The sequence below is a fragment of the Bacillus sp. JJ1609 genome (assembly GCF_036967045.1).
Taxonomy (GTDB): domain Bacteria; phylum Bacillota; class Bacilli; order Bacillales; family Cytobacillaceae; genus Mesobacillus.
In genome coordinates, this window is the sequence record NZ_JBALSS010000039.1 from 15,514 (window position 1) to 27,199 (window position 11,686).

Annotated in this window: 12 protein-coding genes, 2 tRNA genes and 1 rRNA gene; 3 read left to right on the top strand and 12 right to left on the bottom strand. The window is 42.6% G+C overall.

Annotation, left to right across the window (positions count from 1 at the left end; translation table 11 throughout):
* Positions 1-151 precede the first annotated feature (151 nt).
* The 3 genes from V7654_RS22150 to groES all read right to left on the bottom strand — a co-directional run bounded on the left by V7654_RS22150 (position 152) and on the right by groES (position 3,284).
* On the bottom strand, positions 152-1,072 hold the full coding sequence (locus V7654_RS22150; RefSeq protein WP_335433012.1) for a tyrosine-type recombinase/integrase: 921 nt from the start codon (positions 1,070-1,072) through the stop codon (positions 152-154).
* A gap of 118 nt (positions 1,073-1,190) precedes the next feature.
* Positions 1,191-2,819 (bottom strand): chaperonin GroEL, encoded by a 1,629-nt coding sequence (gene groL / locus V7654_RS22155; protein WP_335433013.1) that lies wholly within the window; start codon positions 2,817-2,819, stop codon positions 1,191-1,193.
* A gap of 180 nt (positions 2,820-2,999) precedes the next feature.
* Entirely contained in the window at positions 3,000-3,284 is a 285-nt protein-coding gene (groES, locus tag V7654_RS22160) for a co-chaperone GroES (RefSeq protein ID WP_041967795.1), read from the bottom strand.
* A 433-nt stretch (positions 3,285-3,717) separates the two neighbouring features.
* On the opposite strand from groES, the gene V7654_RS22165 reads away from it, so the two are divergent.
* Positions 3,718-4,449, top strand: coding sequence for a CPBP family intramembrane glutamic endopeptidase (locus V7654_RS22165; protein WP_335433014.1), 732 nt, complete (start codon positions 3,718-3,720; stop codon positions 4,447-4,449).
* Positions 4,450-4,452: 3 nt separating this feature from the next.
* The gene (locus tag V7654_RS22170; protein ID WP_207503119.1) at positions 4,453-4,653 is read left to right on the top strand and encodes a YdiK family protein; all 201 of its coding nucleotides are present in this window, start codon (positions 4,453-4,455) and stop codon (positions 4,651-4,653) included.
* A gap of 31 nt (positions 4,654-4,684) precedes the next feature.
* Here V7654_RS22170 and V7654_RS22175 read toward each other — a convergent pair whose 3' ends face one another.
* On the bottom strand, positions 4,685-5,341 hold the full coding sequence (locus V7654_RS22175; protein WP_335433015.1) for a redox-sensing transcriptional repressor Rex: 657 nt from the start codon (positions 5,339-5,341) through the stop codon (positions 4,685-4,687).
* A 27-nt stretch (positions 5,342-5,368) separates the two neighbouring features.
* Positions 5,369-5,863 carry a cyclic pyranopterin monophosphate synthase MoaC gene (gene moaC / locus V7654_RS22180; RefSeq protein WP_335433016.1) on the bottom strand — a complete coding sequence of 165 codons (495 nt, stop codon included), beginning with the start codon at positions 5,861-5,863 and terminating at the stop codon, positions 5,369-5,371.
* Positions 5,864-6,032: 169 nt separating this feature from the next.
* On the opposite strand from moaC, the gene V7654_RS22185 reads away from it, so the two are divergent.
* Entirely contained in the window at positions 6,033-7,961 is a 1,929-nt protein-coding gene (locus V7654_RS22185) for an ABC-F family ATP-binding cassette domain-containing protein (protein WP_335433017.1), read from the top strand.
* 416 nt (positions 7,962-8,377) lie between these two features.
* Here V7654_RS22185 and tsaD read toward each other — a convergent pair whose 3' ends face one another.
* The 7 genes from tsaD to rrf all read right to left on the bottom strand — a co-directional run bounded on the left by tsaD (position 8,378) and on the right by rrf (position 11,603).
* The gene (gene tsaD / locus V7654_RS22190) at positions 8,378-9,409 is read right to left on the bottom strand and encodes a tRNA (adenosine(37)-N6)-threonylcarbamoyltransferase complex transferase subunit TsaD (protein ID WP_335433018.1); all 1,032 of its coding nucleotides are present in this window, start codon (positions 9,407-9,409) and stop codon (positions 8,378-8,380) included.
* The gene (gene rimI, locus V7654_RS22195; RefSeq protein ID WP_335433019.1) at positions 9,409-9,858 is read right to left on the bottom strand and encodes a ribosomal protein S18-alanine N-acetyltransferase; all 450 of its coding nucleotides are present in this window, start codon (positions 9,856-9,858) and stop codon (positions 9,409-9,411) included. Before rimI ends, tsaD begins: the two co-directional genes overlap by 1 nt.
* Before the next feature lie 13 nt (positions 9,859-9,871).
* Complete coding sequence (tsaB, locus tag V7654_RS22200; protein WP_335433020.1) at positions 9,872-10,573, bottom strand: tRNA (adenosine(37)-N6)-threonylcarbamoyltransferase complex dimerization subunit type 1 TsaB; 702 nt, start codon at positions 10,571-10,573, stop codon at positions 9,872-9,874.
* On the bottom strand, positions 10,574-11,026 hold the full coding sequence (gene tsaE, locus V7654_RS22205; RefSeq protein ID WP_335433021.1) for a tRNA (adenosine(37)-N6)-threonylcarbamoyltransferase complex ATPase subunit type 1 TsaE: 453 nt from the start codon (positions 11,024-11,026) through the stop codon (positions 10,574-10,576).
* 248 nt (positions 11,027-11,274) lie between these two features.
* Positions 11,275-11,350 (bottom strand) — tRNA-Asp (locus V7654_RS22210).
* A gap of 25 nt (positions 11,351-11,375) precedes the next feature.
* Positions 11,376-11,449 (bottom strand) — tRNA-Met (locus V7654_RS22215).
* A gap of 38 nt (positions 11,450-11,487) precedes the next feature.
* Positions 11,488-11,603 (bottom strand): 5S ribosomal RNA (gene rrf / locus V7654_RS22220).
* Positions 11,604-11,686: the final 83 nt, after the last annotated feature.

Consider the following 11,686-nt stretch of genomic DNA (forward strand, 5'->3'; position numbering starts at 1 on the left):
TTTGCTTTCGTTCGGTGGATTTTATGACAGAGTGTCAGGAAAGGTGCATTAGACCCCCCGTGGCATATTCCGGGTTTGCATAAGCTATAAACATACCCCCGTGACACAAAAAAGGCTAGTCGGTACTAACGTCTATAGTGTGTTACTAGACTTAAATATCCAAGTTATTTAACGGATTGTACTTATCATTTTGCTCCCTCAATTCATTTCCCCACATCGCCACATATTTCATCGTTACAGCGATATTCTGATGTCTCATAAGCTTTTGAATCGCAAATGCACTCATACCAGACATTGCAAGACGATGACAGAATGTATGGCGGAAAGTATGTGCCGATACCCGAACATTTTTAAAGTTCATTTTCTTTTGTAAATATTGAAAAACCAGTATTAATGCATTTTCAGTAAGTTGTTTATTATCCCGCTTCACAAAAACATAATCACTCAAATTGCCCCAATATTGCTTAAAAAAGGTAAGATAACCCGCCAATTCTTTTGCCAACTTATCCGTAATGGGAATCGTTTCTTTTCTCCTGCTCTTTCCAAAAACAGAAATAGTTTTATTGATGAAATCAACATCAGACCATTGAAGGTTAATGACTTCTCCCCGTCTTATCCCTGTGCCAAGAATAGTTACAATAATCATGTAGTCACGATAAGCCACATAGCTTTTTTCACGTTGCCTTATTCTCCTGTAGAAGTTTAACATCTGCCGTATTTGTTCATCAGTAAAAACATCAATCTTTACATCATCTTTTAGCTTTTTCACTTTTTTAGCAGGATTGTTCTTGATGACTTCACATTCAACCATGTAATTCAAAAATGCTCGGATTCTTAATAGTTTAGTGTTGATTGTACCCGCTTTGTCACCTTTTTCTTGGCAATTTAACAGATATTGCCGAACATGACTGTAGGTTATGTCTTCAACATTAACAACTTGATTCTCAATGCAATAATCAACAAATTTCCCTAAAAGCATTTCATAATTTTTGATATTTGTCTTAGTCGTGTTCTTGAACCGTCTGTCATCCAAAAAATCTTGATACGCAAATTTTAACAACAAAAAAACCACTCCCTAATTTTTTATAGGAAGTGGTTATTGCTATTGATATAAGTTTTTTACATGACTGCTTCTCAGAAAGGGTGAAAAATAGGCTTACCTATTTCTCAAATGTATGGCTCGGGAAGCCTTACATCATTCCGCCCATTCCGCCCATACCGCTCATGTCAGGCATTCCAGATCCAGCTGGTTCTGGCTTGTCAGCAACAACTGCTTCAGTTGTTAGGAACATAGCCGCAACAGATGCTGCGTTTTGAAGTGCTGAACGTGTAACCTTAGTTGGGTCCACGATACCAGCTTCGATCATGTTAACCCATGCACCAGTAGCTGCGTTGAAGCCTGTGCCGACTTCTTCACGCTTTAAACGCTCCACGATTACAGAGCCTTCAAGTCCTGCGTTGTGAGCGATCTGACGAACTGGCTCTTCCATTGCACGAAGTACAATGTTCACACCAGTAGCTTCATCGCCTTCAGCCTGGATTTCAGATACTTTGTTGTAAACGTTTAGAAGCGCAACGCCACCACCGGATACGATACCTTCTTCAACTGCAGCGCGAGTTGAGTTCAATGCATCTTCAATGCGAAGCTTGCGTTCTTTTAATTCAGTTTCAGTAGCAGCACCAACTTTGATTACTGCAACGCCGCCAGCTAATTTAGCTAAGCGCTCTTGTAGCTTTTCACGGTCAAATTCAGAAGTTGTTTCTTCCATTTGAACGCGGATCTGGTTAACACGGCTAGCGATTTGAGCGCTGTCTCCAGCACCTTCAACGATTGTCGTGTTTTCTTTTGAAACAACAACTTTAGAAGCGCGTCCTAAAGATGTGATTGTAGCAGATTTAAGTTCACGGCCAAGCTCTTCAGTGATCACTTCTCCGCCAGTTAATGCAGCGATATCTTCTAGCATAGCTTTGCGGCGGTCACCGAAGCCAGGAGCTTTAACTGCAACTGCATTGAATGTTCCGCGAAGCTTGTTAACTACTAATGTAGCAAGTGCTTCACCTTCAACATCTTCAGCAATCATCAATAATGGCTTGCCTTGCTGTACAACTTGCTCAAGTACAGGAAGGATTTCCTGGATGCTTGCGATCTTCTTGTCAGTGATCAAGATATATGGATTTTCAAGAACTGCTTCCATTTTGTCAGAATCAGTTACCATGTATGGAGATGCATATCCGCGGTCGAACTGCATACCTTCTACAACGTCTAATTCTGTTGTGAAGCCTTTAGATTCTTCGATTGTAATAACGCCGTCGTTGCCAACGCGCTCCATTGCTTCAGCAATCAATTGACCAACTTCTTCGTCAGCAGCAGAGATTGATGCTACTTGAGCGATTGAAGCTTTGCCTTCGATTGGCTTAGAAATAGTCTTTAATTCTTCCACAGCAGTGATAACAGCCTTTTCCATACCTTTACGGATGCCCATTGGGTTAGCGCCCGCAGTTACGTTCTTAAGACCTTCACGGATCATTGCTTGAGCAAGAACTGTCGCAGTAGTCGTACCGTCACCAGCAACATCATTTGTCTTGCTTGCTACTTCAGCAACAAGCTTAGCACCCATGTTTTCGAAAGCATCTTCAAGTTCGATTTCTTTCGCGATTGTCACACCATCGTTTGTGATTAGTGGTGATCCAAATTTCTTCTCAAGAACCACGTTGCGTCCTTTAGGTCCAAGAGTAACTTTTACCGCATTTGCAAGAGCGTCAACTCCGCGAAGCATCGCACGGCGTGCTTCTTCACTGAACAAAATGTCTTTTGCCATTTTATAAAACCCTCCTCAAATTTGTGTTATATAAAAGATAGACGAAACTTCAACACATATTGTGTCTAGCTCCAGCGCCTAGCCCCTCGAGTCGCTTCGGTCTGCCAATGAAGTCAAAAAGCGACTTCACTGGCCAGCCCTCCAGCGCTTGTCGGGGCTGACCAAGGCGCTTCCGCTTTTCTATTCAACTACAGCAAGAATGTCGTTTTCACGCAAGATCAGGTACTCAGTTCCCTGGTACTTCACTTCTGTACCAGCGTATTTTGAGAAGATAATGCGGTTGCCAACTTCAACTTCAAGTGCCACGCGCTCTCCGTTTTCAAGGACACGTCCAGTGCCAACAGCTACGACTTTACCTTCTTGAGGTTTTTCTTTCGCTGTGTCGGGTAAAACGATACCGCTTGCAGTTTTTTCTTCAGACTCAACAAGCTCAATAATAATGCGATCACCTAATGGCTTAATCAAGTGAATCAACCTCCTCAAATAATATGTAGATTTGTTTTTTATTAGCACTCTCCTCAATCGAGTGCTAACACAATTTATATATTAATGAATCTCCATTTTTTTTGCAAGCATGAAGTCCAATTTTTTTTATAAAATTTATATAAGGTTCCTGGCTAGGAATCCAGTAACAGCAAGGACTATTTTTCGTTCCCTTTCCACAATGTTCGACGGCAAATTTCTCCGAATTTTAATATAAGCTTGTATAAAAAAGGCCACCTTAAAGAGTATGCGGTTTCCCCGAATATTTAACCATTTATTTTAGGCAGCATCCTACGATTTGAACTTTCAAGCTGCTTACTAGTAAAATGGAGAGATAGCATTACGGAACTTTAATCATATTAAAACGTATATAAAGTCATTAAGTTTACGAAAAGGCCTAAAAGGAGTTTTTATATTGAAAAAGGAATACTGGTACATTATCATCGCCTATATTGTCATGCAGCTTTCAAGCCTGGTCGGAATTCCGCTCGTTGCCTTTGTGGGAGCTGGTATGGGTAAGAGTCTTAAGGAAATGGAAACCCTATCGATTCCTTACTGGCTTGTCATCAGCTTTACACTTACACTGATCATCGTGCTGCTGATTTTACGGAAAGAATCAAAGATGCAGGCAGATTTGCGCGGAATGGCATCGCCAGCAAGCTCGGCTGCCTGGGCCGTCGCAGGTGTATTTCTTGCATTGATGGCTCAATCCTTTGCAGCAAGCATTGAAAGGCTGCTCGGAATTGAAATGGGCTCGGAAAATACTCAGGAGATTATCAACCTCATTGAGAACTTTCCGATTGTGATTCTTGTCAGCTCGATCATCGGGCCAATTTTAGAAGAAATCGTCTTCCGAAAAATCATCTTCGGAAGCCTGCATAAGAAAATGAATTTCTTTTTTGCTGCGTTAATCAGTTCAGTGATCTTTGCACTCGCGCATTTCGAGCCGGAGCATGTCATCCTGTATTCGGCCATGGGCTTTACGTTTGCTTTCCTTTATGTAAAAACAAAGCGGATCATCGTTCCGATCATAGCCCATGTCACAATGAATACGTTCGTTGTCCTGCTTCAATCCGTATTCAGGGAAGACATCGAGAGAATGATAAGAGAAGCAGAAAAAATCCAGAGCTTTATTGGGGGACTTTAAGTTATGAAGCAATCGCCTTTATTTTCAGGCATTGTCTACATCTTGCTAGGCAGCTTGTTCACCTACTTCGCCATCCAGAATGTCAATGAAACCGGCTGGGGATTCTTCACTTACCTCCTCGTCATGCTCGCGACCTTCGACTTCGGTTCAGGCATCCGGATGATCCTGTTCCATTTCAAACTCAAGCAAATCCAGAAAAAATAGCCTCTTCATCCCGAAGAGGCTATTTTTCTTATTATTCTTCTGTTTCAGAATTAGTCGGATAATGCTTGAGGAAATAAATCAATGATTGCAGCTCTACAGACAGGTCAATATGGTGAATCCTGATAGAGTTGGGTACATTCAATCGTGCAGGTGTAAAATTTAGAATTCCCTTGATATTCGCCTGGACCAATCGGTCGGTAATAGGCTGTGCTACCGCAGACGGCACGGTAAGGATGGCCACCTGAATACCTTCCTCGACGACTTTTTTGTCCAGCTCATCCATGTGATATACAGACACATCACCCATTATGGTGCCTACTTTGCCCTCATCCACATCAAAGGCAATTTCGATTTTCGTATTATTGTTTTTTGAGAAATTATAATTTAAAAATGCCGTTCCAAGATTCCCGACCCCGATTAGCGCCACTTTGGTCAGCTCGTCCTGATCCAGTGTCTTTCGGAAAAATGTCAGGAGATAATTCACATTGTAGCCGTACCCCTTTTTACCTAAGGCTCCAAAGTAAGAAAAATCCCTTCTGATTGTCGCTGAATCCACTTTTACCGCTTCACTTAACTCCGCAGATGACACTCTTTGTTTACCTGAAGAATGTAAGTTCAATAAGAAGCGATAATACAGCGGCAAGCGTTTTGCGGTTGCCTGCGGAATTTTCATAGGTTCGTTCGTCATTCTCCATCCTCCACCCAATTAAAATTTCTATTTAAGCTTCTCTTCTCTCTTAAAATCGCCGTTTTTCCCACCGGTTTTCTCGACTAAATACGTCTTGCCGATCACCATGCCCTTGTCTACGGCCTTGCACATATCATAAACAGTCAGCGCACATGCTGAAGCTGCTGTTAACGCTTCCATTTCCACACCTGTATTTCCTTTTGTTTTTACAGAGGCGGTGATATTTAAACTATAGTCATTTCCATTTTGCTCCCAATCAAAGCTGAGGTCAATGCCTGTTAATGGAAGTGGATGGCACATTGGGATAATTTCCGACGTCTTCTTGGCCGCCATGATGCCCGCTACCTGTGCAACCGCCAGCACATCCCCTTTTTTCATCTTATTTTCTGTGATTCTTATATATATATCTTCATTCACAATTATGCTTGAATGGGCGATTGCCGTGCGGACCGTCTCAGGTTTATCGCTGACATCCACCATTTTCGCTCTGCCTTCTTCGTTAAAATGAGTAAATTCTGACATATTCAAGCTCCCTTCAACCAAATGATACACTATTTTCACAAAGTTGTGTGTGAACTTTGTTGCTGACTTCACAAATTCCTTGTCATTCCTAGTTTTTGGTGGATCTCATATATTGCCGAGCCTATGTGAATGGGTTACACTATCTCTAAGGCTATAGAGGTGAAAAATAATGATATTATTACAAGTTAATCAGCTGACAAAATATTTCGCTGCTGATCTTATTTTATCGAATATAAAGTTTGAAATACAGACCCATGACCGTGTTGCTTTAGTTGGCCGCAACGGAGCGGGCAAATCGACCCTGCTGAAGATCATCGCCGGGCAGGAGGCGCATGACAGCGGTGAGATCATCCGCCCTAAAGGGACGACGATCGGGTACCTGGCACAGAATACAGGTCTCGAATCCGAAAAAAGCATCTGGGAAGAAATGCTAGGCGTTTTTAACCATCTGCATTCCATGGAAAAAGATCTGCGGCGGCTAGAGGAAAAAATGTCAGATTCTGACATTCTGACAAATCAGACTGAATATGACAGAGTTCTCAAGGAATATGATCTCTTGCAGGTCCAGTTCAAGGAGAAAGGCGGTTATCAATATGAAGCCGACATCCGCTCCGTACTCCATGGCCTGAACTTCCATACATTTGATTATTCCACAAAAATATCCACATTAAGCGGAGGCCAAAAAACAAGGCTTGCTTTAGCTAAACTCCTTTTGACCCGCCCGGATATTTTAATTCTGGACGAACCGACAAACCACCTAGATATCGACACTCTTTCTTGGCTGGAAAAGTACCTTCAGGGCTATGATGGAGCAATCCTGATTGTTTCCCATGACCGTTACTTCCTTGATAAAGTCGTAAATCAGGTATATGAAATTTCTCGCCATCAGCTGGCAAAATTCCCTGGGAACTACACCTCTTACTTGAACCAAAAAGCTGAAAACTACGAACGGGATATGAAGCTTTTTGAAAAGCAGCAGGATGAGATTTCAAAGCTCCAGGATTTCATCCAGAGAAACCTTGCGCGTGCTTCTACTACTAAAAGAGCTCAAAGCCGCAGGAAACAGCTAGAAAAGATTGACCGGATGGACAAGCCACTTGGCGATGAAAAATCCGCTTCATTTAGCTTTCAGATTGAACGCCAGAGCGGAAACGATGTCCTAAAGGCTGATTCACTCGCTGTAGGATATAGCGATGACGCCGTTTCTGAAAATATCTCATTCAATCTATCTCGGGGCGATAGCACTGCCTTAGTTGGACCAAACGGTGTCGGCAAATCAACCTTGCTGAAGACAATCGTTGAAAAGCTTCCTTCGATCGCCGGCAGCATCCACTATGGTTCAAACGTATCGATCGGTTATTATGACCAGGAACAGGCTGAGCTAAGCTCAAATAAAAAGGTACTAAACGAGCTTTGGGACGAATATCCACTTAAGCCGGAAAAAGAAATTCGCACTATTCTGGGCAATTTCCTATTCTCCGGCGACGATGTATTGAAAATTGTCTCCACTTTGAGCGGCGGCGAAAAAGCACGTCTTGCCCTTGCTAAGCTAATGCTGCAAAAATCAAACTTCTTAATTCTGGACGAGCCGACGAACCACTTGGATTTAGACAGCAAAGAAGTGCTTGAAAACGCACTAATCGATTATCCAGGCACAATCCTGTTTGTTTCGCACGACCGTTATTTTATCAACAGGATCGCCACAAAGGTCATTGAACTCGACCGCAATGGTGCAGCCGAATTCCTGGGTGATTATGATTATTACCTTGAGAAAAAGCTCGAACAGCAAGAACTGAAAGCACTCGCCGAACAGTCAGCGAAAGCTTCAAGCAGTTCTGTAGATTCTTCTAAACAAGATAAAAACTCCTATCAGCAGGATAAAGAATCAAAGAAGCTGGAACGCCAGCGCAAACGGCGTATGGAAGAAGTCGAAGCAGCGATCGAGCAGCTTGAATTGGAGGTCGCTGAATACGAAGAACTCTTATGTGATCCGGAAGTCTTCCAGGACCACGAAAAAGCAGCCGATATTAACAGCAAAATCGAAACGGCCAAAGACAAGCTCGATGTATTGATGGAAGAATGGACAGAGTTGGCATAAAAGAATACAGATTGACGGAGATATGTGCCGGGCGGCGAATTGCTGCCCGGCTTTTTATTTTCAGGGCATTCTGAGCTTCTTTGTGGAGTATCAACTGGTAAAACTGTAGTGGCAATCAACTTATTAAAAGCAACATTGTATACGAAAACAGGCATTATAGAAGATGCTTCTTCCAATAAAAAACCCCAACAATCTATTTAAAATCCTTCATAATTTCCACTGTAATCCACAAAAAAGTCCCAGATGGATTCCGGGACTTTTTGTTCACAAAGTTATTCACATAACAAAGACTGATTTATGGCTTATCCAGAGACTTTTCCACATTGTCCACAAAAAAAGTCGTTTTTATCCACATTATACACAGAAACACACAATATCCACCAAGATATCCACAAGAAATTCAGAATATTTATTTTTCACTTCCGACTATCGTTGTGGATAGTTATCTCTAAACCAGGATTTCCGTTCAGTGTTAAATCGGCACGTTCGCCTTTTTCGAATAATACACTTCCAGCAGCAGCAATCATCGCAGCATTATCCGTGCACAACGACAATGGAGGAATGACAATTTCAACATCAAGTTCAGCAAAAGCTTTAGAAAGTGCCTCTCTCAGTCCTTTGTTTGCTGCCACACCACCAGCAAGCAGCACTTGCTTAACTCCATATTGCTTCACAGCTTTAAGAGTTTTAGTGACAAGAACATCAATAACGCTTTCCTGGAAGCTAGCCGCCAGCTCAGCAGGGACAATTTCAACACCTCGCTGCTGGGCGTTGTGCACGACATTGATGACAGCAGATTTCAAGCCGCTGAAGCTGAAATCGTATGACCCTTCTTCTAGCCAGGCACGCGGCAGATCAATAGTAGCCTGTCCTTCCTGCGCCAGCCTATCGATATGCGGTCCTCCCGGATATGGAAGATTCAATGTCCGTGCGACCTTGTCATATGCTTCACCTGCAGCGTCATCCCGAGTCTCGCCAATAACCTCGAAATGGCCATGCTCTTTCATGTATACAAGCTCGGTATGTCCGCCAGATACTACAAGAGAAATCAACGGGAACTTCATCTCAGTTACAAGGCGATTCGCATAGATATGCCCGGCAATATGATGAATCCCAACCAGTGGGATATCATTTGCGAACGCCAAAGCTTTGGCAGCATTGACACCGATTAACAAGGCACCAACTAGTCCAGGTCCTTCAGTTACTGCAATGGCATCCAAATCCTTTAATTCGATGTTAGCTTGCGCTAAGGCCTCTTCCAATACAATCGTTATCTGTTCAACGTGATGGCGCGAAGCAATCTCCGGAACGACCCCGCCGAATCTCTTATGGCTCTCTATTTGTGAAGCCACCACATTCGATAGGATTTCCCTGCCATTTTTAACTATAGAAACGGCTGTTTCATCACAGCTCGTTTCAATTCCCATTATTAATAGATCTTTTCCCATTATAAATTCACCCACATTACTAAAGCATCTTCCATATTGTCTGTATAATATTGCTTTCTTAAAGCACCTTCTTCAAATCCAAACTTACGGTATAGATTCTGTGCTCTTTCATTGCTCACTCTGACTTCTAAAGTGATCCTTATAGCTCCGAATCCGCGCGCAATCTCCACAATCCTGCCCATAAGCGCCTCGCCAAGCTTCAATCCTCGGTAATCCGGCAAGAGTGCTATGTTTGTGATATGAGCTTCATCAACAATGATCCATACGCCACAATAGCCAACTACCTTTTCATCGACTTCAGCAACTAGATAGTGGGCAAATTGATTTTTCGTCAATTCATTGTAAAAAGCGTCCCTGCTCCACGGGGTGGCAAATGAATTAACCTCTACCTCTATCACATCATCAAGATCCTCAACAGTCATCTTACGGAAAGTTATCGTATTATTCATTTCATCTTCCCACTTATTTATTATTCTCTTGTGATTTCAGCCAATTGGCTTCTGCTTCTGCCAAGCGAATATAGTTAGGGACAAATGAATGAAGATCGACACTCTCTTTATCCCTTCCTAATAATGCTAGTTCTGCTGGCCGCGGATTCAGCTCAGTGATTGCTGCAAAAATCGCCTTATCACCAAGCTCAGCTCTAATCACATTTTCATGTAAATGCAAATCATTACTCGTAAATAAAAATCGGCTGTCCATTTCATTAAGCGTTCGGACCCAATCAGCGGACATCACAAGCTGATCCTCTTTTACCGTTTGTAAAACCTGATTTTCAAACTTATATAAACCTGTATAGATTTGTCCTCTCCTCGCATCAAAGAAAGGAGAAACATATCCATCAAAATATCGTCCTGCCGAAGCTGCTGCTACCTCAAGGCTTGAAACGCCTGACATAGGAATATTCAGCGTCCATGCAAGTGTCTTCGCTATCGTCACCCCTATGCGCACGCCTGTATAGGAACCAGGGCCCTCAGCAACAACAATCTTCGATAAATCTCCTGGCTTAATGCTGCATTCATTCATCAACGTCTGGATTGCAGGCATCACCCGGACAGAATGATTCTTCTTTATATTTGAAATGTACTCGCCCATCACGGTTTCGCTATCCAAGAGGCCAATCCCCAGAACATAATTGGACGTATCAATCGATAATACCTTCATTTAAAAAATCTCCTTACACAATTCTTCATATCGCTCGCCCTTCGGCTCAGCAACTATTCTCCTGGCACCATTATCGTCCAAGAAGAGCTGGAGCAGCAGCAGCTCTTCTGGCAGCTGAGCCTCAATCAAATGAGCCCATTCAACCACCGTCACACCATTACCTTCAAAGTATTCTTCAAAACCAAGGTCTTCAAACGCATCCTCCACCCTATAAACATCCATATGATAAAGAGGAAGCCTTCCCTGGTACTCTTTAATAATCGTGAAAGTCGGACTGTTCACATTCCGAGTGATACCCAAACCTTCTGCAAGTCCTTTAGTAAAAGTCGTCTTGCCAGCACCCAAATCCCCTTCAAGTGCTATAACATCACCAGCTTCAAGCAGCAAAGAAAGCCTTTTGGCAAACTCCTTTGTTTGCTCAGGCAGCTCCGAGATAAATTCATAAGTGGCCATATAATATCACCCTTGCTTATTTTCCAATTTATATAAGTATTTACACTTCAATCTTATAGTAAGGTCTATTCTAATGTTGTAAAACAATCTCTAATAAAAAATCCTTAGGATGTCTCCTAAGGATGACTATACTATATGTAGTGTACACGATTTAAGTAGTACGGGCAAAAAAAGCAGACATCTTTCCATTTTAGACAATAAAAAAAACGAAACACCGTTTCGTTTTGGATTCTAGTAATCTAGGAAAATGGCGGTCCCGACCGGGATCGAACCGGCGATCTCCTGCGTGACAGGCAGGCATGTTAACCGCTACACCACGGGACCATTATGTAAAAGAAAAGATGGATTATTGCGGGGGCAGGATTTGAACCTGCGACCTTCGGGTTATGAGCCCGACGAGCTACCGGGCTGCTCCACCCCGCGTCGATAATATTAAGTAATCCATTAAATTGTTTAAAACAGCCCGGCGGCGTCCTACTCTCACAGGGGGAAACCCCCAACTACCATCGGCGCTGAGAAGCTTAACTTCCGTGTTCGGTATGGGAACGGGTGTGACCTTCTCGCCATCGCCACCAGACTATTTTTTTAAAGACAATAACTATTGTATCATCTTTAAATTGATTTTGCAAGAGAAATTTTTCATTCCCTCAAAACTAGATA

What these genes read in the sequence shown, in the direction of transcription:
- V7654_RS22185 (WP_335433017.1), top strand. Translation starts at nt 6,033, where the DNA reads ATGATATTATTACAAGTTAATCAGCTGACAAAATATTTCGCTGCTGAT.
- moaC (WP_335433016.1), bottom strand. Translation starts at nt 5,863, where the DNA reads ATGTCAGAATTTACTCATTTTAACGAAGAAGGCAGAGCGAAAATGGTG.
- groL (WP_335433013.1), bottom strand. Translation starts at nt 2,819, where the DNA reads ATGGCAAAAGACATTTTGTTCAGTGAAGAAGCACGCCGTGCGATGCTT.
- tsaE (WP_335433021.1), bottom strand. Translation starts at nt 11,026, where the DNA reads ATGGCCACTTATGAATTTATCTCGGAGCTGCCTGAGCAAACAAAGGAG.
- V7654_RS22170 (WP_207503119.1), top strand. Translation starts at nt 4,453, where the DNA reads ATGAAGCAATCGCCTTTATTTTCAGGCATTGTCTACATCTTGCTAGGC.
- tsaB (WP_335433020.1), bottom strand. Translation starts at nt 10,573, where the DNA reads ATGAAGGTATTATCGATTGATACGTCCAATTATGTTCTGGGGATTGGC.
- rimI (WP_335433019.1), bottom strand. Translation starts at nt 9,858, where the DNA reads ATGAATAATACGATAACTTTCCGTAAGATGACTGTTGAGGATCTTGAT.
- tsaD (WP_335433018.1), bottom strand. Translation starts at nt 9,409, where the DNA reads ATGGGAAAAGATCTATTAATAATGGGAATTGAAACGAGCTGTGATGAA.
- V7654_RS22175 (WP_335433015.1), bottom strand. Translation starts at nt 5,341, where the DNA reads ATGACGAACGAACCTATGAAAATTCCGCAGGCAACCGCAAAACGCTTG.